At 59.1% G+C, this 20,608-nt stretch carries 17 protein-coding genes; 6 read left to right on the top strand and 11 right to left on the bottom strand.

Features of this window, described 5'->3' with window-relative positions; all coding sequences use genetic code 11:
* Nucleotides 1–13: 13 nt before the first annotated feature.
* From doeB to DSM110093_RS16555, 8 genes are all read right to left on the bottom strand, one after another.
* Entirely contained in the window at nt 14–1,003 is a 990-nt protein-coding gene (doeB, locus tag DSM110093_RS16590) for a N(2)-acetyl-L-2,4-diaminobutanoate deacetylase DoeB (RefSeq protein ID WP_243266099.1), read from the bottom strand.
* Entirely contained in the window at nt 1,000–2,181 is a 1,182-nt protein-coding gene (gene doeA / locus DSM110093_RS16585) for an ectoine hydrolase DoeA (protein WP_067626372.1), read from the bottom strand. Before doeA ends, doeB begins: the two co-directional genes overlap by 4 nt.
* A gap of 60 nt (nt 2,182–2,241) precedes the next feature.
* Nucleotides 2,242–3,033: an aspartate/glutamate racemase family protein gene (locus DSM110093_RS16580; RefSeq protein WP_243266098.1), complete on the bottom strand. Its 792-nt coding sequence runs from the start codon at nt 3,031–3,033 to the stop codon at nt 2,242–2,244.
* A gap of 17 nt (nt 3,034–3,050) precedes the next feature.
* The gene (locus tag DSM110093_RS16575) at nt 3,051–3,491 is read right to left on the bottom strand and encodes a universal stress protein (protein ID WP_243266097.1); all 441 of its coding nucleotides are present in this window, start codon (nt 3,489–3,491) and stop codon (nt 3,051–3,053) included.
* Between the two features lie 18 nt (nt 3,492–3,509).
* The gene (locus DSM110093_RS16570; protein ID WP_243266096.1) at nt 3,510–4,796 is read right to left on the bottom strand and encodes a TRAP transporter large permease; all 1,287 of its coding nucleotides are present in this window, start codon (nt 4,794–4,796) and stop codon (nt 3,510–3,512) included.
* Between the two features lie 3 nt (nt 4,797–4,799).
* Nucleotides 4,800–5,438 carry a TRAP transporter small permease gene (locus DSM110093_RS16565; RefSeq protein WP_206054276.1) on the bottom strand — a complete coding sequence of 213 codons (639 nt, stop codon included), beginning with the start codon at nt 5,436–5,438 and terminating at the stop codon, nt 4,800–4,802.
* A gap of 76 nt (nt 5,439–5,514) precedes the next feature.
* The gene (gene dctP, locus DSM110093_RS16560) at nt 5,515–6,525 is read right to left on the bottom strand and encodes a TRAP transporter substrate-binding protein DctP (RefSeq protein WP_243266095.1); all 1,011 of its coding nucleotides are present in this window, start codon (nt 6,523–6,525) and stop codon (nt 5,515–5,517) included.
* A 137-nt stretch (nt 6,526–6,662) separates the two neighbouring features.
* Entirely contained in the window at nt 6,663–8,039 is a 1,377-nt protein-coding gene (locus tag DSM110093_RS16555; RefSeq protein ID WP_243266094.1) for a PLP-dependent aminotransferase family protein, read from the bottom strand.
* Nucleotides 8,040–8,061: 22 nt separating this feature from the next.
* Here DSM110093_RS16555 and DSM110093_RS16550 point away from each other — a divergent pair, with 22 nt between their 5' ends.
* From DSM110093_RS16550 to DSM110093_RS16530, 5 genes are all read left to right on the top strand, one after another.
* The gene (locus DSM110093_RS16550) at nt 8,062–8,595 is read left to right on the top strand and encodes an Lrp/AsnC family transcriptional regulator (protein ID WP_243266093.1); all 534 of its coding nucleotides are present in this window, start codon (nt 8,062–8,064) and stop codon (nt 8,593–8,595) included.
* A 128-nt stretch (nt 8,596–8,723) separates the two neighbouring features.
* Nucleotides 8,724–10,208, top strand: coding sequence for an NAD-dependent succinate-semialdehyde dehydrogenase (locus DSM110093_RS16545; protein ID WP_243266092.1), 1,485 nt, complete (start codon nt 8,724–8,726; stop codon nt 10,206–10,208).
* 47 nt (nt 10,209–10,255) lie between these two features.
* Nucleotides 10,256–11,626 (top strand): aspartate aminotransferase family protein, encoded by a 1,371-nt coding sequence (locus DSM110093_RS16540; RefSeq protein ID WP_243266091.1) that lies wholly within the window; start codon nt 10,256–10,258, stop codon nt 11,624–11,626.
* Nucleotides 11,627–11,912: 286 nt separating this feature from the next.
* Entirely contained in the window at nt 11,913–12,884 is a 972-nt protein-coding gene (locus DSM110093_RS16535) for a response regulator (protein WP_243266090.1), read from the top strand.
* Nucleotides 12,881–13,240 carry an Hpt domain-containing protein gene (locus DSM110093_RS16530; RefSeq protein ID WP_243266089.1) on the top strand — a complete coding sequence of 120 codons (360 nt, stop codon included), beginning with the start codon at nt 12,881–12,883 and terminating at the stop codon, nt 13,238–13,240. Before DSM110093_RS16535 ends, DSM110093_RS16530 begins: the two co-directional genes overlap by 4 nt.
* 89 nt (nt 13,241–13,329) lie before the next feature.
* On the opposite strand, the gene DSM110093_RS16525 is transcribed toward DSM110093_RS16530, so the two are convergent.
* The 3 genes from DSM110093_RS16525 to DSM110093_RS16515 all read right to left on the bottom strand — a co-directional run bounded on the left by DSM110093_RS16525 (nt 13,330) and on the right by DSM110093_RS16515 (nt 18,702).
* Nucleotides 13,330–13,701, bottom strand: a complete 372-nt coding sequence (locus tag DSM110093_RS16525) for a response regulator (protein ID WP_243266088.1) — start codon at nt 13,699–13,701, stop codon at nt 13,330–13,332.
* A gap of 12 nt (nt 13,702–13,713) precedes the next feature.
* Nucleotides 13,714–15,366 carry an ATP-binding protein gene (locus DSM110093_RS16520; RefSeq protein ID WP_243266087.1) on the bottom strand — a complete coding sequence of 551 codons (1,653 nt, stop codon included), beginning with the start codon at nt 15,364–15,366 and terminating at the stop codon, nt 13,714–13,716.
* A gap of 138 nt (nt 15,367–15,504) precedes the next feature.
* Complete coding sequence (locus tag DSM110093_RS16515; RefSeq protein ID WP_243266086.1) at nt 15,505–18,702, bottom strand: CHASE domain-containing protein; 3,198 nt, start codon at nt 18,700–18,702, stop codon at nt 15,505–15,507.
* A 289-nt stretch (nt 18,703–18,991) separates the two neighbouring features.
* On the opposite strand from DSM110093_RS16515, the gene DSM110093_RS16510 reads away from it, so the two are divergent.
* Nucleotides 18,992–20,605: a GMC family oxidoreductase N-terminal domain-containing protein gene (locus DSM110093_RS16510; RefSeq protein WP_243266085.1), complete on the top strand. Its 1,614-nt coding sequence runs from the start codon at nt 18,992–18,994 to the stop codon at nt 20,603–20,605.
* The last annotated feature ends 3 nt before the right edge of the window (nt 20,606–20,608 follow it).

Below are 20,608 nucleotides of genomic sequence, written 5' to 3'. Positions count from 1 at the left end.
CGTTGCAGGTGGCTTAGACCACCTGCGCCACCACGCCGATGCAATCGCCCATCTTGACCAGCCCCGGCACATGCCGGGCGGTCAAGATACCGCTGAGCTGCGCATGGGCCATGATCGCGGCCTGACCACTGCGGTCGCTGGGCCAGAGCCGCGCGATGGCTTGGCCTTCGGTCACTTCATCCCCCAGATCAACGAGCGGCTCTAGCAGGGCGTTGGTCTCGCTAAAGGTGAAGCAGCGCCCATCGGGCATGTCGAGCATCACAGTCTCTGCCATCTCGGGCTCGCCAGCCAAAATCCCTGCATGGATCAACAGATTGCGCGCGCCTTTGCGGGCGACGGCGACGCTTTTGGCGGTCGACGTGCCCGCGCCGCCGAGTTCGGTGGTAACAAATACCTTGCCCTGTTCCTCCACTTCCGTGTCGAACATGCCGCGGTTGTCGATCTCTAGCATCTTCATCGAATAGGGGGCGTTGAACGCCTCCATCGCGGCCATGCAGGCGGCCTCCTGTTTCTTGTCGGGCAGGATATGCGCGGCGGCAAAGGGCAGGAAATCCAGCGTGCGCCCGCCGGAGTGGTAATCCAGCACGATATCGGCCAGCGGCACCAGTTCGGTCGCGATGTAATGCGCGATCTTTTGGGTTACCGTGCCGCCGGGGCTGCCCGGAAAGCTGCGGTTCATATTGCCGCCGTCGATGGGCGAACAGCGGCGGCCAGCGGCAAAGGCGGGTTGGTTCATCATCGGCAGGATGATGACGCGGCCCGTGACCTCTGCCGGATCCAGCGTGGCTGCCAGTTCCTGCAGGGCAATCGGCCCTTCGTATTCATCGCCGTGGTTGCCGCCTGTCAGCAGCGCCGTGGGGCCGTCGCCGCCATTTATGACTGTGATCGGCACCATGACAGAGCCCCAAGCACTGTCATCGCGGCTGTAGGGTAGGCGGAGAAACCCGTGATGCGCGCCGGGTTTGTCGAGCGGGATGGTCGGGGTGATGGGATTGCTGGTCATGCGGAAACAAACAACTTTCGCGGTGTGGTGCAGAAACATTCATGGCCGGTTTCGGTGATGCGGATCGGCTCGGTGATTTCTAGCCCGCCATCATCTAGCCAGAGCGCGGGCATGAAATGGAAGGTCATGTTTGGCTCTAGGATCGTCGTATCGCCCCGGCGGAAAGAAATCGTGCGCTCGCCCCAGTCGGGCGGATAGCTGATGCCGATGGCATAGCCGCAGCGGCTGTCCTTCTCAAACCCAGCCTTGTTGAGCGTCTTGTTGAATGCATTGGCGATGTCTTCGGCCTTGTTGCCGGGCTTGGCTTGCTCCAGCCCTGCGTCGATGGCCTCTAGCACCGCCTGTTCGGCGTCGCGGTATTTCTGCGGCACATCCCCGAAAAACAGCGTGCGCGATTGCGGGCACTGATAGCGCCGGTGGGCACCTGCGATCTCAAAAAAGGTCGCCTCGTTGGGCTGCATGGGTCGGTCGTCCCACGTCAGATGGGGCGCGGTGGCGTCCATGCCCGACGGGGCCATGGGCACGATGGCGGGGTAGTCGCCCCAGAAACCCTGAGCGCCGCGAATGCCGGTGGCATAGATCTCGGCCACCAAATCGTTCTTGCGCATGCCGGGCACGGCAACTTCGAGGATACGAACGTGCATCTCTTCGACGATCCGCGCGGCGCGTTCCATGTATTCGATCTCGCGCTCGGACTTCACCGCGCGTTCCCAGTTCACCAGCGCCGTGGCATCCATAAAGGTCGCCTTGGGCAGCTTGGTTTTCAGCGTGTCATGGGCGCGGGCGGAGTAGTAGTAGTTGTCCATCTCGACGCCGATGCGCGCGTTCTCTAACCCCATCTCGCTTAGAAGGGCCGAGAGGTCTTCCATCGGGTGTTTTTCGGGGTTCTGGACGTAGCTGTCATCGTAGCCGCGGATGCAGTCATCCTCCATGAAGACGGTGCGCCGTGCGCCAAGCGCGTCCATGCCGCGGCCCCACCAGACCGGCTCGCCTTCATGTGTCACGATCACCGCTTGGTACACGTAGAACGACCAACCGTCATAGCCAGACAGCCAAGACATGTTCGACGGGTCGCTGACCACGATCGCATCCATGTTGCGCGCGGCCATGGTCTTGCGCGTTCGGTCGACCCGGCGCTGGTACTCGCTGTTTGTAAAATTCGCCTCATACGTGGTCATAGGCCAGCCCCTTTCATGTCTGGTTACCCGAATATTGCGATCCGGCCAGAGGGGCCGGGATCACGGAATGATGCCCTGTGCATGGGCGCTTGGCATGTCGCAGTCGAACAGACGGCCATAGCCATCGGGACGGCCCGTGAGCCCGCCCATTCGTTGCAATGCCCAGCACAGCGCTTGGTTTGAGGTCACGACCGGCTTGCCCAAAGCGGCTTCGATCCGGTCGATCACGTCGACGCCGCGCAGGGAGGTGCAGGAGAGGAAAAATGCCTCTACTTCCACTCCGTCCAATGCTTTGGCGCCGTCGATGATGCTTGCGTCGTCGATCCGCGCCATGTCGCGGTCGTCTTCCAACCCGAAGGCGCCGTTGCGCATGACCTGTAGGCCCTGTTCCTCGAAATAGGCGGCCAGCGGCGCGGCGGTTTCGGGCAGATAGGGGGTGAGCATTGCCACCCGCGTCACGCCAAGCGCGGCAAAGCCCGCGATGGCGGCAGAGGCGGGGGTGATGACCGGCACGCCGGGGAGCCCTTCGCCGATGGCCTCGCGTACCGCAGGATTACCAATCGCGACAGAGGCCGAGGTGCAGCAAAAGGCGATTGCCGAAAGCTTGATCCCCGGCACCAGCAGCGCCGCAGTGCGTGCCATATCCGGTGTCATGGCACGCAGGCGTTCGGGGGTGGTGGGGTTCTCAAAAGCGATCCGCGCCACATGCAGTGCGGCCTGCGCGGGGTCGATCAGCCGCGCGGCGTCACGCTCAAAGGTCATGTCGGTCGACAGCAGCATCGCACCAAGGCGCACGGGGTCATCTTCACGCAAACGGCAGTCAAGCGTTTCGCTTTGCACAGGGGGTGTCACCTGAATATTCCTTTGATCTAGACGACAAGCACGGGGCATTTCGCAAGCCCCGTGACTTTGTGTGACACCGATCCGAGCAGATAGCTATCGCCCGTCGCCCCCAACCCGCGAGAGCCGATGACGATAAGATCGGCATTATGTTTCTTGGCAAATTCGGTCACTGCCCGCGCCGGTCGGCCCGAGCGCACGAAAGCGCGCACATTCTCTACGCCCGCGTCTTTCATCAACTGTTTGCCGTGGCTGATGATCTCGGTCGCATGGGCCTGCATCGCATCGTCGATATTGCCCGGATCGTTCACCCGCACCATCGACAGCGACGCCTCCAGCATCGAATGGTGCCGGTAGATCGTCAGCAAGGTCACCTTTGCCCCGGTCAGTTTGGACATCTCGGAAGCTTTCATCAGCGCCCGATCTGCATTGATCGAGCCGTCATAAGGGGCAAGGATATGGGTGAACATGGTCGTCCTCCGGGCCGGTTATTTCGCAAACGCTAGATCGCGCAGGAACAGGGCAATCTGCGGGAAGAAGATCAGCGCGACAGACACGCTCAGCAGCATGACGATGAAGGGCGGGGTGCCACGGATGACTTCCATATAGGGCCGCTTGAAGACCGCGATGGCGGTGAAGATGTCACATCCAAAGGGCGGCGTGGCCGAACCGATGGCGACTTGCAGCGTGATGACTGTCCCAACCAGAACCGGGTCAAGGCCAACCGAGTCGACCACCGGCGCAAAGATCGGCACGAAGACGAGGATCACCACGATCGGGTCCACGAACATACAGCCGATGAAGAAGGCGATAGAGATCACAAAGAGCACCCCAATCGGCCCCATGCTGTCGATGCCGATGCCCGCCAAAACCGCCTGAGGGATTTGCGCGAAAGAGATCACCCAAGAGAAGGCCGCGCCTGCCGCAACAAGGATAAAGACCACGGCGGTGATAAGCCCGGTGGATTTCGCCGTTTCATAGATGCCTGCAAAGTCGATCTCACGAAAGACGATCATCTCAAGGAAGATGGCGTAGAGCACACAGGCCGCCGCCGCTTCGGTCGGAGAAAAGACACCGCCGTAGATGCCGCCAATGATGATCGCCGGAAACCCCAGCGGCCAAAGCGCTTGTTGTACCGCGCGGGCACGCTCGCCCCATGTGGCTTTCTCTTCGGTGGGGACGTTGTGGCGGTAGGCGTAGATCACCGAATAGACCGAAAACAGCGCAAGGATCAGCAGCCCCGGCCCAATGCCCGCGATGAACAGTTCGGCAATCGAGGTGTTAGAGACGACGCCGTAGATGATCATCCCGATGGAGGGCGGAATCAGGAATGCGATGTCGGACGAGTTCACGATCAGCGCCAGCACGAAACTGTCTTTGTAGCCTGCTTTGAGCATCCGGGGCCGCAGGGGGGAGCCCACCGCAACCACTGTGGCCTGCGTAGAGCCTGAGACCGCGCCGAACATGGTACAGGCCGCAGCTGTGGCAACCGCAAGACCGCCCTTCATGTGACCCACGAAGGACATCACCATGTCGATCAGCCGCCCGGCGGACTGGCCGCGCGTCATGATATCGGCGGCAAAGATAAACATCGGCACGGCGATCAGTGAAGCGGGCCGGACGCCTGCCATCATCTGTTGCACCATTGTTTCAAGCTGGCCGAAACCGCCGAAGAGGGAATAGAAACCGACAAACGCGCCGACGATCAGCGGGATCATCATGGGAAAGCCCAGCAGCAGCAGGACGACCATGATGGAGAAAATGGTAGTAGCCATCGCTTAGACCTCCCGCTCGTTGTCGTCGTAGCCTTCCAGCACGCTGGTCGACAGGTAAATGTCAGGCTCAATAATGTTTTTGATGGCGGTCAGCAGGTATTGCAGCCCCGTCATGAAAAAGCCGAAGGGCACCCAGACCAGCGTCCACCAGACCGGGACTTGCAGCGCTGGCAACAGGCGCCCGCGCCCTGCTTGGGTCATGATATATTGCAGCGCGTACCACGCGAGGCCGAACATGAAGACGGCGGTGACAAAGGCGATAAAGATCATCAGCACCTTGCGGGGCCGTGGCGGCAGGGCGTCGAAAATCGCCGACATGCGGATATGCCGCCCATGTCGCGCGGCATATGAAATGCCCGCGAAGGTGATGAGGATGATCAGGATGCTGTTCAGTTCTTCGGAAAAGAAGATCGAGCTTTGGAAAACGAAACGGCCCACGACATTGGCAATCGTATTGGCGGCCATCAACAAAACACCAGCGGCGAGCATCACAGACTCAAGCCAGCTGATCGCGTTGTCGATTGTGCCCAAAGGGCCGGGTAGGGTGGATTTATAGGTGCCAACGGGGGCGTCATCAGTGCCGGTGGTATCTGTCTGCGATTGCAGTTGCGAACTGTGGTTGTCTTCCGTCACCGGCGTCATCCCGTGAATGGTTCAAAATGGATCGCGTCAAAATAAGGTCACCCCCCGGACAGTGCCGGAGGGTGAAAGGGTGCGTTTACTTAACGGATTCGAGGTCGGCCTTGAATTGCTCAAGGATTTCCTTGCCGCTGTCACCTGTCATCTCGATGAAGGCTTCTTCGACCGATGCAGCCTTGTCTTTGAAGGGCTGACGCTCTTCTTCGGACAGGATGTTGATCTGCATGTCAGGCTTCGCCGCTGCGATGTTTTCCAGCGACTTTTCCTGCAGGCCGGACTGGTATTCGAGGATATAATCGAATGCCGCGTCAGAAGCGTTCTGCACAACCTCTTTGTCCTCATCGGACAGACCCTCATAGAAATCCTTGTTGGCCATCACAGCGGTGGTGAAGTTGTTGTGGCCGATGCAGGTGATGACGTCTGTCACCTCATACATCTTGGTGGATTCCAGATAGAAGCCCGGGTTTTCCTGACCTTGGATGATGCCGGTCTGCATCGCGCCATAGACTTCGCCCCATGGCAGCGGTGTTGGCGTCGCGCCGAAGGCTTTGTAGCTTTCCACCAAGAGCGGGTTGGTCATGACGCGGAACTTGACCTCGTTAAGGTCTTCGGGCGTTTTGACCGGCTCTTGCGTGGTCATGCAGACTTCGCCTTCGGGGAACATTCTGAGCAGTTCCAGACCTTGCTCTGCATAGAGCGCGGGGAACATCTCGTTGATGGCCTTGGAGGTACGGAAGAACTCGTTGAGTTGCTCACCGTCCTGCGGCAGCAGATAAGGCACGAAGAACACCTGCGCTTCGGGGATCAGCGCGCCGGTAAAGCCGGGCGACTGGTCCACGAACTGCAAGATGCCGGCTTGCGCCTGCTCCATCGTGTCGACGGATTCACCCAAGGTGCCGTATGGGAAAAGCTGAACTTCGTGGTCGGAGTTCGCTTCGACTTCTTCTTTGAACTTCTGGGCGTATTTGCCCTGCACTTCGTCCAGTGCTTCTTCGAAGGCATAGCGCCATGTGTCGGCAGAGGCCGCGCCTGCGACACTCGTCACGGCTGCGAGGATACCCCCGGTGATTACGGTCTTGAAAATAGCCATGTTACTCCCTTTCATTTATTGCCCGCGCAGCACAAAGGCCGCAGCGAAACTAATGTCCTGACTGTTAGATCATTTAAACCGATCCCAATCATGTCAATGTGAATATTGATCCATGACAATTTGAGACGCTCTCACAGTCACCCGGTCCTACCCCTGTTGCGTAATCTTGCATCGATCATGCGAATCCCGCGGGCAAATTCAGGAAAGGATTGCCCCCCGATTGAGACGCGCAGCCCCGGATGACGGTCCGGCGGGCCGATGGCAAAGCTGGCCCCATTGGCCACGGCGACCCCACTCTCGCGGATGGATTTGACCAGTTCGGCCTCTTCGTAGGTGTCATGGCAAGGCAGCCAAAGGTGCAGCCCGTTTGGACTGGTGCGCATGTCGAGTCCGCGAAAGACATTGGCGGCGAAGTCGGCACGGTCACGCAGGGCCAGTTGCTGACGGTTGAGCAGGGTTTGGGCGGTCCCTTCCTCGATCCAGCGCCCGGCGATTTCAGTCATCATATTGGTGGCCATCCAACTGGTCACCATATGCCGGTTGCCCGCCGAGGCGCCAAGGTGGTCCGGCACCACAAGATAGCCGACCCGCAGCCCGGGCATCAGGCATTTCGTGAGGCTGGTGAAATAGAGCACCCGTTCTGGCGCCATGGCTGCCATCGGCGGTGGCGGCGCGTCTTGCAGCGGCCCCCATGATTGGTTTTCGATGATCAGCAGGTCATGGCGTCTTGCCACCTCGATCACCGCCGCGCGGCGGTTTTCCGTCATGGTAAAGGCCAGCGGATTGGCCCCATTGGGGATCAGGTAGACGGCTTTGACAGGCTCTTTCGCGCAGATCCGCTCCAGCGCCTCGGGGCAGATGCCGCCCGCGTCGACGCTCACTCCTTGCAGACGGATGCCTAAAAAGCGGGCAAGGGGGCGCAGGGTGTGATGGCCGATGTCTTCGCTGACGATCAGATCGCCGGGTTGGGCCGCCGTCATCATCGCCACGGTCATCGCGCTGGTGCTGCCGTTGGTCGGAATCACCGCCATCCCCTGCAGATCCAACCCGCAGAGCGAGAGCCAGCGTCGCACCGCGCTGCTGCTGTCCCCGGCGCGGAGGTCTTGGCGAAACCCGCCCATCATCGCGCGGGGCAGGGACCGCGCCATGGCGCGGAGCGTCTTTTGCATCGCCTCTTCATGGGCGTGATCCAGCACAGGTTTCAGGATCGACATGTCCAGCAACCGCCCGGCGGCCTTGCGGCTGACGAAGGGCATGGAGATCTCATCGCTCGCCGCGCGTACGAAAGTGCCGCGCCCCACCTCTCCGACGATCTTGCCCGCCTCGACCAGCTTGTCATAGGCGCGGCTGACGGTTTGCACGCTAAGCGACAGATCGAACGCCAGTTGGCGCTGCGTCGGCATCCGGTCTCCGGGTTTGAGCACGCCATTCTGAATCGCCGTTTCAATCGTCTGAACGAGTGATCGGTAGGCAGGTCGGGTCAGGGATCCGGGGTCTGGGCGCCATTTTGTCATGATCTGGATGATCACCACAATCATGACAATTGACAAGTCTGACCTGCGCTCGCATGAAACTGCCATGAGCTTTGTCAAACTGGATAAACGCGATATCGCGGTGCTTTCGATCCTCTCTCGCGAGGGGCGCATCGCCAAATCTGCGCTTGCCGATAAGGTTAATCTTAGCCCCACCGCCTGCGGTGAACGGCTGGCGCGGTTGGAGTCTGCGGGCATCATCACCGGCTATCAAGCCCATGTCGCCCTGCGCCGCATCGCCCCGCATGTCACTGTCTTTGTGCAGGCTGAACTGGGCAACCACCGGGCCGAGGCGTTTCAACGCTTCGAGGCCGTGATCGCGCAGCATGATGAGATCGTCCAGTGCTGGGCCTTGGGCGGCGGTTTTGACTATCTGCTACAGGTCGTCACCCGCGACATCGACAGCTACCAACGTCTGATGGATGCGCTTTTGGATCAGCAGGCCGGGCTGACGCGCTATTTCACCTATGTGGTCACCAAATCGGTCAAATCGGCACCGCTGCCGCTGTCGCTGCTCTTGCCCGAAGACAAAAGCTGAGCCGCCGTAGTTTTTGCGGCGGGCAGGGGGCCGCGCCGCAAAACCTCCTGCGGATCGGCTGATATTCGGTCAAACCCGCGCCGCATCCTGTCTTACCTTCGGGGCAATTCATCCCAAGGAGGTGCCCGATGACCAAGATGATCCCAACCCCCGCCGATGGTCTGCCCGCGCTGACGCGGGGCGAGCTGGCCCGCCATTTCGCTTATGTCGGCGGCGCATGGGTCGCTGGCGCGCAGAGCGATGACTTCAAGGTGACTGACCCGGCAAGCGGTGCGGTCTTGGGGTCGGTGGCTAAGCTTAACGCCGATGACAGCCGCGCCGCTGTGGATGCCGCCCATGCCGCCTTTCCCCATTGGGCCGGGCTGTTGCCGCAAGAGCGTGGTGCCATCCTGCGCCGCTGGCGCGATCTGATGCTAGAAAATCGCGAGGATCTGGCGCGGATCATGACCGCCGAACAGGGCAAGCCGATCTCGGAATCGCGCGGAGAGATCGACTATGCCGCGTCTTTCTTTGAGTTCTATTCCGAAGAGGCGCGCCGCCCAAACATCGAAGGCGTCACCTCGCATCTTCCGGATGCCGAGGTGGAAATCTGGCGCGAGCCGGTGGGCGTGGCCGCGCTCATCACCCCGTGGAACTTCCCTTCGGCCATGCTGACCCGCAAGGCAGGTGCCGCGCTGGCGGCGGGCTGCACCGTGGTGGCACATCCTTCGGCAGAGACGCCATTCTCGGCGCTTGCCTTGGCCGAGTTGGGCGAGCAGGCCGGGCTGCCCAAGGGCGTGTTCAACGTCGTCACTGGCGAAGCGCCGGAGATCGTGAAGCCGTGGATGGAGGACAACCGCGTGCGGGCGATCTCCTTCACCGGGTCTACCGAGATTGGCAAGCTGCTGTACCGTCAGGCATCCGACAGTGTGAAACGCTTGGTGCTGGAACTCGGCGGCCATGCGCCTTTCATCATGTTCGATGATGCCGATATGGACCGCGCGGTCGAAGAGGCGATCAAGGCCAAGTTCGCCACCTCCGGTCAGGACTGCCTCGGTGCCAACCGCTTCTTCATTGCCCGCGACAGCTACGCGACCTTCTGCGCGCGGTTCACCGCAGCGACGCAGGCGCTGACCGTGGGCATCGGCGCGGACGATCCCGACATCGGCCCCCTGATGAACGAGAAAGCAGTCGCCAAACAAGAGGAACACGTCAAAGATGCGCTTGACCGTGGGGCGCGGCTGCTTTGTGGTGGCAAACGTCACGCAGCGGGGCCGCTGTTCTTTGAGCCGACGGTGCTGGCGGATGTGCCTGCGGACGCGCTGATCATGCGTGAAGAGACCTTTGGCCCCGTGGCCGCCATCGCGGCCTTCGACAGTGAGGATGAGGCTATCACACGGGCCAATGACACGGAATACGGGTTGGTGGCCTATGTCCACAGCCAAGACCCACGCCGCATCTACCGCGCCAGCCGGGCGCTGTGTTTCGGCATGGTGGCGGTGAACCGCACCAAGGTGACCGGCGCGCCGATCCCCTTTGGCGGGACGAAACAATCGGGCATCGGACGCGAAGGCTCGCGGCTGGGGCTCGAAGCCTTTACGGAAGTCAAATACGTCTGCCGTGACTGGGCCTGAGATTTGAAGATACGGCGCAAAGGCGCGTCGGAAGAAAGGAAAGACCAATGCTGAAGAACGATATGCTTGAACAATGGGACCGTGAAAATTTCTTTCACCCCTCCACCCATCTGGCGCAGCACGCGCGCGGCGAAAGCCCGACCCGTGTGATTAAGACCGCCAAAGGCAGCCATATCACCGACCGCGACGGCAACCAGATGCTCGACGCTTTTGCCGGCCTCTACTGCGTGAACGTGGGCTATGGCCGGACCGAGATTGCCGAGGCGATTGCCGAGCAGGCGCATGAATTGGCCTATTACCATTCTTACGTCGGCCACGGCACCGAGGCGAGCATCACCCTGTCGAAAATGATCCTCGACCGCGCGCCTGAAGGCATGAGCAAGGTCTATTTCGGCCTTGGTGGATCGGACGCAAATGAGACCAACGTCAAGCTGATCTGGTACTACAACAACATCCTTGGCCGTCCTGAGAAGAAAAAGATCATCTCGCGCTGGCGGGGGTATCACGGGTCGGGCCTTGTCACCGGCTCGCTGACTGGACTGGAGCTGTTCCACAAGAAATTCGACCTGCCGCTGGCGCAGGTGGTCCACACCGACGCGCCCTATTACTACCGCCGCCCCGACGCCAACATGAGCGAAGCAGAGTTCACCGCGCATCTGGTGGGCGAATTGGAAGCGCTGATCGAACGCGAAGGTGCCGACACCATCGCCGCCTTCATCGGGGAGCCGGTTCTGGGGACCGGGGGCATCGTGCCGCCGCCCGAAGGCTATTGGGCTGCCGTGCAGGAGGTGCTGAACAAACACGACATCCTGCTGGTCGCGGATGAGGTTGTCACCGGCTTTGGCCGTCTGGGCAGCATGTTCGGCTCGGACCACTACGGGATGAAGCCGGACCTGATCACCATCGCCAAGGGTTTGACCTCGGCCTATGCGCCGCTGTCGGGTTCGATCGTTGGTGACAAGATGTGGAAAGTGCTGGAGCAGGGCACCGATGAAAACGGCCCCATCGGCCACGGCTGGACCTATTCGGCGCACCCCATCGGGGCCGCTGCCGGGATCGCGAACCTCAAGCTGATCGATGATCTGAAGCTGATCGAGAATGCCTCGGACGTGGGCGGCTATCTGAATGCTCAGATGAAGGCCGCATTGGGCGACCACCCCAAGGTGGGCGACATTCGCGGCGAAGGTATGCTCTGTGCCGTGGAGTTGGTCGAAGATCGCGATGGCCGCACGCAGTTTGATCCGGCGCGCAAAGTGGTGCCGACCATCGTTGGCGATATGGTCAAAGCAGGTGTGATCGCCCGCGCCATGCCCCAAGGTGACATCATCGGCTTTGCGCCGCCCTTCTGCCTGACCCGCGAAGAAGCGGATAAGGTTGTGGGTGCCACCGCTGATGCGATCAAGGCGACCTTGGGCTAAGACTTGAAAACATCAAAGATCGAATGGCCCGGCGGAAACGTCGGGCCATTTTCGTTTGAAGAATCACAATTGAGTGAGACTTGACCGGAAGTTCCGCAAAAAGGAGATCCGGTAAAATTTGCAGATTAGTTTTGGAAAAAATGCATCGGAATGGAAACAGTACCTCGGTTTGTCGTCTATTTACTAAGGAATCGCCCAAATTAGGCCACACTTCACAGGGAAATTAGGAGGAAGCAGCGGCCCGTCCAGTTTGGGGCCCAAAGTTTTTTATCTGTGGAGAGATGTAATGAGAATTCTGGCGGTGGATGACGATCCGATTATCCTCGAATTGCTTGGGCAATTTGTAGAGATCATCGGCGCGCATGAACTGACGACCGCCCCATCGGCTCTGCACGCGGTTGATATGTTGGGCGATCCGAACCTTGGGCCGATTGATTGCTTCATGCTTGATATTCAGATGCCGGGGATGGATGGGATCGAACTGGCGCAGCACATTCGCAATTCCTCGCGCCATGCCGATACGCCGATCCTGATGCTGACCGCGATGTCCGACAAACGCTATATCGATGCGGCTTTTGCTGCCGGGGCCACCGACTATGTGACCAAACCGTTCGAGATTGCCGAACTGAAAGCACGCATCGGACTGGTCGAAGGCATGGTGAAAGAGCGCCAGCAGCGAACCAAGAAAATCTTTGCCGCCAAAACGATCGCGGACCAAGCCACCCATATGGAGCTGTTTGAGCCAATCCCGATCTATGACGTGGACAATGTGATCGATTACACCGCGATGGAGAACTACGTCGCACAGCTTTCGCGCAGCGCTCTGTTCGGCTCTACCGCCTTTGCATTCACCATCCGCGAGGTGGACGCTTTCCACGCGACGATGACCTCGTTTGAGTTCTACAGCCTTGTGTCCGATGTGGCCGAGATCCTGTCCGACACGCTTGTCGATCATCAGGTGCTCATGTCCTACGCGGGTAACGGCACATTTGTGTGCATCACGGAAAGCGGCTGGCGCCCGAATATGGGCGGGTTGATGGATGCGGTTAACTTTGAGTTGTCTCAAACTGAATTATTCGACAATAATGGCGAGCGCGTTCACCCGCGTGTCAGTTCGGGCGAGGCCGTGCGGCTGATTTGGAAGAGCGGCAATTCCGTCATGGACGCGCTGGCGCAGGCCCATGCAAGTGCAGAAGCCGCCAGTGTGGCACATACGAAATCGCTCAATGACTTTTGGCAGAATGATCAACAGGCATGACTAAAATGTTAGCTGAACTTCCCGGCATAGAGCGCATCCGCAAGCGCTTTGTCGAAATGTTGGCCGAGCGTCAGACGCAGATTGCAAGCCATGGGCTCGCGGCGTGGGACGCGACGACTGTGGAAGAGATCAAAGGAAATCTGGCAAGCGCGCAGGCCATCCTGCACCAGATTGCAGGCAGCGCTGGATCCTTGGGGTTCGAAGATCTGGGCCGTATGGCGCGTAAATGTGAGACGCAGATCGTGGACCATCTGGCCGGGCCAAGCGCCAACCGGGCGGATTGCCCTATCGAGATCATCTCGGAACTGGATGGTTTCGTTGCACAGTGTCGTAAAGAAATCGACGCTCACGCCTAATGACGTGGCGGCCGTGCCCGCCGAGGCACGTCCTTATTCATTACAACTCACAACAGATCGCCGGAATGGCAAACTGAGGGGATCCTGGCTTAGGCGCTCTGCATCGCTGCTTTGACCTGATCGGCCAGGGCGATGGGGTCAAACGGTTTGCTGATGACATCAGCCGCCCCCAGATCGCGCAGTTCTTCAATTTCATTATGCTGGGCACGAGCGGTCATAAAGATTGCCGGCACATCGCGCAGGCTGTCCATCTCACGCATTTTTTCAAGGGTCTGGCGACCCGTCATGCCGGGCATCATCATGTCGAGCAGGATAACATCGGGGGTGTAGGACTGAACCTGTTTCAGCGCCACTTCTCCGGTCTCGCACTGGACGACATCGAAATCGCCGCTCAGCTCAAGCGCCATCAGCGCGATTTCCCGAATATCCGCGTCATCTTCGACGTGCAGCAGTTTGATCATTCCGTACTCTCTCTAGGAGGCTTCGCGCAGCAACGAAGCCGGTTCCTCTGCCGCTACCTGAAAATTTTTCTTCGGCAGGGTAAAGTAAAATGTCGTACCAAATCCCTCGCGGCTGTCAAAACCTATTTTACCACCAAGGTTTTCGACGATGGCCTTGCACACGCTAAGGCCAAGCCCCGTACCGCCCTTTTCAGCGCGGCTTGAGTTGGACAGATCGGCGAAACGCTGGAACACTTTGTGCTCTTCAGATGCCGGAATGCCCGGCCCCCGGTCCGACACAGAAATGCGCAATTCATCGTCCGTCTCTTCGGCGCGGATGACGATCCGCTCACCGGGTTTCGAGAATTTGGCCGCGTTGGATAGGAAGTTTGTCAGCACCTGAATGACCCGGTTTGGATCCGTGACGACCTGCATGAGGTTATCGGCGTTTTCAACTTGAATGCGTACGCCGTGGCGCTGTTCAAGCGAGGCGTTGGCGGCACTCGTTTCCCGAAGAAGCTCAGACATATCAGTCTGTTGAAGGTTGAATTCCAGCCGCCCATTCGAGATTTTTTCAAGATCAAGAATGTCATTGATGATCAATACCAAGCGGTCTGCATTGCGGTGCGATATCTCCAACAGGGCCCGTGCCTTGCTGGGCAGTTCACCCGCCGCCCGCGACAAAAGCAGCCCCATCGACCCTTTGATCGAGGTAAGCGGCGAGCGCAGCTCATGGCTGACCATCGAGATGAACTCGGACTTCATCCGCTCTTCGTCGATGATGTCCGTAATGTCGTGCATCATGATTAAGAAGCGCCCCGCCGTGCCGCCGATGGGGAGCAGTTTGATCGTGACCTGAAAGTGATTGCCCATAATTTCTGTGTCGAACTGGGTCATTCCCTTGCCCGAGGCAGAAAGGCTGCGGCAGGCTTCAAGCACGGTTTGGTTGCCGCTTTTTTCGGCAAGGTCCTGGAGGGTGCGTTCTGAATAAGAATCGTCGCGCCAACCGGTACGGCTCATTGCGACGCGATTCATATAGCTAAAGCGGTGCGTTTCGGCATCGACGATCCAGATGTCATCGCGCAGCTCATACAGCGTCTCAGCGGTGTCACGCTCGGCCAAAAGCTCATTCGCGTGGGTCACATCGGTACGGGCCGAGATTGACCCGGCCCATGCTCCTTGGTGGTCAAAAAGCGGCATGACGGTGCATTGTGTCTGGATCACCCGACCGTCGGCACAGCACAGCGGGGTTTCGCCCTGCCATGTCTTGCCCTGCATCAAAGCGGTGCGCATTTCTGCAGCAAGTTCGCGAGACCGTTCGTTGTAAAGCATCGAAACTGGCTGACCTATCAGTTGGTCGCGGGTATAGCCGGTCAGTTCGATAAAGCGATCATTGACCTGTGTCAGCATGCCGCCTGTATCTAAAATGTTCACGATGGCATGGCTGTCAAACGCTTTAAGCCGTTGCGCCATATCATGGTTTTCAAGAGGTTGATCGCGGCCTGATCGCAATGCGTTCACCGCAAAGGGTGTGATCCCCGCCAGAACGATTGCGCCGACCACGGGCAGAACCTCCCCGATCTGGCCTGCGAACAGTACAGAAGTTGCTGTGTACCAGCTGCCTGAAATGGCGCTGCCCAGAAAAAATGTGGCGGCGGTACGTTTGTTAAATGACTTCGACGACACTCGTAAATCCTCGCCCAGAAGCGTGCATGCTGCAAATTATAGCATGACCTATGAGTTGTAATTTAATTAAACTGGCAAACCATCTTGGCAATAATATGGCATGCCGCACTTTAGCGTCATGCCGTAGGGTTAACAGCTTTAGGATGCGCGTGCGGTTGTTCCTGTAATTGAATTGACCACCGAGCTAATGCCGCTCCGTGATTTGATAAGGTTAATCCCGACCCGCGGGTCGGGTTCGCGATTGTTGTCGGCAGAAAGGCTGATGATCTTGGCGGCAGGGTGCAGCCGGGTAATATCTTCGAGCAAAGAGCGGGCATCACCGTCAGGCAAAGACCAATCAAGGATCACGACATCAAGCTCGTCTTTGCCGATCAACTTTCGGGCTTGGGCAAGGTTGGTGACATTGGTCACATCCGCAACGCTGTCCAATCCTGTGCGGATGACCTCAGCAAAATCCAGATCGTCTTCGATGTGCAGCACACGCAGTTTTTCATCCCGCGCCGCAATTCGCATGTCTGGCAGGGTGGGCGACTGTGTGGTCTCGGCATTGGCGATGGGGCAGGTGAACCAAAAGACGGTGACGCCATTCGGAATGCTTTCAAAGCCGATGGTGCCATCCTGACGTTTGATAATCTGCCGGGTGATGTTCAGCCCCAACCCGGTACCGCCCTTGGCGCGGGTGTCTGATCCATCCGCCTGAGAGAAAGCTTGAAAAATCCGCGGGCGGAAATTCTCAGGCACGCCGGGGCCAGTGTTTTGAATAAAGACAATCGCCCGGTCGCCCAACCGCTCGGCACGGATTTGCACCTCAGACTCTGCATCGGAATATTTGCAGGCGTTAGAGATCAGATTGGCCAGCACCTGCCGAGTGCGGCTTTCATCGACCCTGACCATCAGCGGGCTTTCGGGCAATTGCAGGCCCAAGGTGTTGTTATGGGTGGTCGCAAAGGGCGACATCTCATTCACGGAATCGCTGATCACGTCGTTCAAATCAACGTCATGAAAATCGAACTGAACCTCCCCAGAAGAGATTTTTTCGAGGTCGAGGATATCGTTCACGATATGCGATAGTCGGTCGGCGTTGCTGCGCGCGATGTCGATCAGCCGAATATGTGCCGGAAGAAGGCGCGTGTTGTCCGTGGTGTCGATCAGGCCCAATGCCCCTTTGATCGAGGTGAGCGGAGTGCGCAGCTCATGACTGACGGTTGAGACAAATTCGCTTTTGATCTGCTCAAGCTTCTTTTGATCGGTGATGTCGTTGATCTGAACGATGAACACATAGCTTCGGTTGTTCTTGTCGAATGTCCAAGAGACGTTGAACAGGCCCCAACGCTCATAGCCCAATTTATGCGTGATGCGGTATTCGGCCTGATAGGTGTGCGAACTGCGGGATTCGACTAGCCCGCGGACCTCTCCGTAAAGCTTCTGCAAATCGCCATCGGGCATCAGATCGCCCAGTTTGGTGTTCGATAGCAGTTCATCTTCGCTATAGCCGCAGAGCGTACACAGCGCGCTGTTTACGCTGTTAAAGACGCCGCCTTCGCCAAGAATGGCCATGCCCACCGGTGCGGCGGCAAGCACCTGCCGGAACCGCCGCTCGCTGGTTTCAAGAGCGTTACGCGCATGAACGACATCCGTCACATCTGTCTGGGTGCCGACCATCCGCAGGGCGGTGCCATTCTCATCACGTTCGGTCACCACGGCGTCAGAGCGCATCCAGCGCCATTCACCGGTGCCCACCTTCATCCGGTATTCGGTCACGGATCGCTTTTGCTGGCCTGTAATGCAGGCTTGATCGGTCTGGGTGAGCAGGGGCAGGTCATCGGGGTGAACCCGTTTTAGAAATTCCGCCTGCGGATCGGCAAGCCGCTCGTAATCCGCCATCCCCAAGATATGGCGCCATGTGTCTGACACCTCGGATTTGCCGCTGCGCAGGTCAATGTCGAAAACGCCAATCTGCGCGCCTTCAAGGGCTAGGTCATAAAGCGCCTTATTGCGCGCCAGTTCATCCTGCACCGCAAGTTCCGAGGTAAGATCGCGCACAATCGCTGTCACGCGCCGCTCGCCGGTGTGGGTGGTCCAACTGTTGCGTTGCAGGTCGAGCTTTAGCTTTTGGCCAAAGCAGGTCTTGCCCGCGGCATTGACTTGTTCATGGTCGTGATCATTGATCTGTTCGGTCACAAGATCGGCAAAGTCCATGCCTTCTAGCGCCTCGCGGCCATAGCCGAAACAGACCAGTGCCGCTTGGTTGGCGAAACGTACGCGATCCTTGCTGTCGAGCAGGAACACAGGCGTCACGGCGTTTTCGATGACCGAGCGGTTTTCCTCTTCATGGGCGTCGATCTGACGTTCGCGCAGGACGGCAAGTTGGCTGAGCGCTGCGCTGCGTTGGCGCAGGCTGCGGAAGGCCACAAAGAATAGGATCGCCAGCAAAATACCAGAGATAAGCAAGATTTCCGGCACGGCGCTATGCGTGGCGCTGTCGAAACCGGCTGTGCTAACTTGGACGACTGTCCAGGGTCGTCCGAACCGTTCGATTGTTTGTGTGACGCTATGGCGTCCGCCCTCCGCATCTTTGTCGGAGCTGTCAAAAATCTGGTTTTCTGGGGCTATGGTCAGCCCATCGAATACCTTGATGTCATATGCCTCTCCCTGCGCGGGGGTCAGCTCGTTCAAAAGGTTCGCACCGACAAAGGGCGCATAGACCCAGCCGGAAAATACCGCTGCTTCCTGCGTGCCCGCATTCGCGGTATAGACCGGGCGGAGCAGAAGGAAACCGGGCTGCCGCGTCTTATCCTGCACCAACAGAATGCGCGGTGTTAGCTGTGGCTCTCCGGTTTCGCGGGCGCGCAGGGCAGCGCGGCGGCGGTCGTCGTTAAAACTGATGTCGAGGCCGACAGCCTCTGCATTCGGCCCTTGGGGATAGATATATTGGATCACCAACTTTTCGGCGTTGCCGGTATCTGGGTGGATGCGGAAGTCCTCGATTCCAAGGGCGGTGACTTCTTCGATGAATGCGGCCTCGGTCCCCTTGGCCACCGAAGCGACGAAACCAATGCCGTTGATGCCGGGCAAGAAGCTGTCGATTTCCAGCGTGTCGACGTAATGCGCAAAATCGCGGGCGGTCACCTCGTCAGAGGCGTTCATGAACGCGGCGACGCCGTTGAGGCTTTGCAGGTAGGTACGCATCCTCGCGTCGAGGCTTTGCAGGCTTTCCTCGGCCATCCGGTCAAAGGCCTGTTCGGCGGCAGCATCGTTGCTGCGGCTGCTGTAAAGGAACACCCCAAAAGTGATGGCAAGACATCCGAGGAACAATATAAATTCGGGTCGCCGCAACAGTTCCAACCTTCGTATTTAGCCACCGCGCGGCGATAAAATTCTCTTCCTTAAAGGGAAAATCTAGCGCTTCGGGGCAGTATATCCAATCTGGTCATATTCACCTGTGGGCCAAAAAAAGCAACAAACGGATGCAATGGGGACGCGAAGCGCAGCAAATGTGGCTTTGTGGCAAAAGGTCGGCAAAGGGGGCGGTGCCCTCATTTACGGCAGGGATTGTGACCTGTCGCCGGGCGCTCTACCAATATCGAGCCGGGAGGCGGCGCAGGCATATTGGGAGGGGATCACCATGCATGATGAGACACAGCTAGACGGCCATTATGATTATATCATCGTCGGTGCAGGCACCGCAGGCTGTGTACTTGCCAACCGTCTCAGTGCTGATCCTACCAATAACGTCCTGCTGCTCGAGGCCGGGGGGGATGACAACTACCACTGGGTGAAGGTGCCGGTGGGGTATCTCTATTGCATCGGCAATCCGCGCACTGATTGGATGATGAAAACCGCCCCTGAGCCGGGGTTGAATGGGCGCTCTCTGACCTATCCGCGCGGCAAGGTGCTGGGCGGCTGTAGCTCCATCAACGGCATGATCTACATGCGCGGGCAGGCGGCGGACTATGACCATTGGCGGCAGCTTGGCAACACCGGGTGGAGCTGGGACGACGTGCTGCCCTATTTCCTCAAGTCCGAGGATCACCACGCGGGTGGCAACGTCATGCACAGCGCTGGCGGCGAGTGGAAGGTCAGCAAACAGCGCCTGCGGTGGGACATTCTGGAGGCCGTGCAGGACGGCGCGCGGGAGTTCGGGATCGAACCGCGTGCCGATTTCAACGATGGCGACAACGAAGGCTCGGGCTTTTTTGAGGTCAACCAACATGGCGGTGTGCGCTGGAACACGGCGCGTGGTTTCTTGCGCCCCGCGATGCAGCGGCCCAACCTGCGGGTGATGACACATGCCCATACCAATGGGCTGATCCTGGAGGGCAAGCGCGTGACCGGCGTGCGCTTTACCCACGAAGGCCGCGCCCTTCGCGCCGTGGCCGAGGGCGAAGTGCTGTTGTCGGCGGGGGCGATTAACTCACCCAAGATCCTCGAACTCTCGGGCATTGGACAAAGCGAGCTCTTGAGTGGCATGGGCATCACTACGTTGCATGAACTGCCCGGCGTGGGGGAGAACCTTCAGGACCATTTGCAGATCCGCACCGTCTATAAGGTGCAGAACACCAAAACGCTCAACACGATGACCCATTCGCTTTGGGGGAAGGGGCGCATGGGGCTGGAATATCTCATGCGGCGCAGCGGCCCATTGGCGATGGCGCCCAGCCAGTTCGGCATGTTCACAAAGTCCGATCCGGCGCTTGAGACGCCCGATCTGGAATACCACGTGCAGCCCCTGTCGACCGACAAGCTGGGCGATCAGTTGCACCCGTTCCCGGCGATTACCGTTTCGGTCTGCAACCTGCGGCCCGAGAGTATCGGCTCTTGCCATCTGACCAGCCGCGACAGTGCGGTTCAGCCCGACATACGCCTGAACTATCTTTCCGCCGAGAGCGACAAGCGCGTCGCGGTCGCGGCCATGAAGCAGGCGCGGCACATTATGACAGCCAAGGCGCTGCACCCCTACACGCCCGAAGAAATCTTGCCCGGCCCGGCCGTGCAGAGCGATGAAGACCTGCTCGACAAAGCGCGCGATATTGCCACGACGATCTTTCACCCCGTTGGCACCTGCAAGATGGGCAGCGATCCAATGGCGGTGGTCGATGCCGATCTGCGGGTGCACGGGTTGCAGGGACTGCGGGTGATTGATGCCTCGATCATGCCCAAGATCGTCTCAGGCAACACGGCTTCGCCGACGGTGATGATCGCCGAAAAGGCCGCTGACGCCATTCTGGCGGGGCGGTAGGGG

The organism is Sulfitobacter sp. DSM 110093 (genome assembly GCF_022788715.1).
GTDB lineage: Bacteria > Pseudomonadota > Alphaproteobacteria > Rhodobacterales > Rhodobacteraceae > Sulfitobacter.
This window is presented reverse-complemented; position numbering and strand designations above follow the sequence as displayed.

What these genes read in the sequence shown, in the direction of transcription:
- doeB (WP_243266099.1), bottom strand. Translation starts at nt 1,003, where the DNA reads ATGACCAGCAATCCCATCACCCCGACCATCCCGCTCGACAAACCCGGC.
- doeA (WP_067626372.1), bottom strand. Translation starts at nt 2,181, where the DNA reads ATGACCACGTATGAGGCGAATTTTACAAACAGCGAGTACCAGCGCCGG.
- DSM110093_RS16575 (WP_243266097.1), bottom strand. Translation starts at nt 3,491, where the DNA reads ATGTTCACCCATATCCTTGCCCCTTATGACGGCTCGATCAATGCAGAT.
- DSM110093_RS16570 (WP_243266096.1), bottom strand. Translation starts at nt 4,796, where the DNA reads ATGGCTACTACCATTTTCTCCATCATGGTCGTCCTGCTGCTGCTGGGC.
- DSM110093_RS16565 (WP_206054276.1), bottom strand. Translation starts at nt 5,438, where the DNA reads ATGACGCCGGTGACGGAAGACAACCACAGTTCGCAACTGCAATCGCAG.
- dctP (WP_243266095.1), bottom strand. Translation starts at nt 6,525, where the DNA reads ATGGCTATTTTCAAGACCGTAATCACCGGGGGTATCCTCGCAGCCGTG.
- DSM110093_RS16555 (WP_243266094.1), bottom strand. Translation starts at nt 8,039, where the DNA reads ATGACAAAATGGCGCCCAGACCCCGGATCCCTGACCCGACCTGCCTAC.
- DSM110093_RS16550 (WP_243266093.1), top strand. Translation starts at nt 8,062, where the DNA reads ATGACAATTGACAAGTCTGACCTGCGCTCGCATGAAACTGCCATGAGC.
- DSM110093_RS16545 (WP_243266092.1), top strand. Translation starts at nt 8,724, where the DNA reads ATGACCAAGATGATCCCAACCCCCGCCGATGGTCTGCCCGCGCTGACG.
- DSM110093_RS16540 (WP_243266091.1), top strand. Translation starts at nt 10,256, where the DNA reads ATGCTGAAGAACGATATGCTTGAACAATGGGACCGTGAAAATTTCTTT.
- DSM110093_RS16535 (WP_243266090.1), top strand. Translation starts at nt 11,913, where the DNA reads ATGAGAATTCTGGCGGTGGATGACGATCCGATTATCCTCGAATTGCTT.
- DSM110093_RS16530 (WP_243266089.1), top strand. Translation starts at nt 12,881, where the DNA reads ATGACTAAAATGTTAGCTGAACTTCCCGGCATAGAGCGCATCCGCAAG.
- DSM110093_RS16525 (WP_243266088.1), bottom strand. Translation starts at nt 13,701, where the DNA reads ATGATCAAACTGCTGCACGTCGAAGATGACGCGGATATTCGGGAAATC.
- DSM110093_RS16510 (WP_243266085.1), top strand. Translation starts at nt 18,992, where the DNA reads ATGCATGATGAGACACAGCTAGACGGCCATTATGATTATATCATCGTC.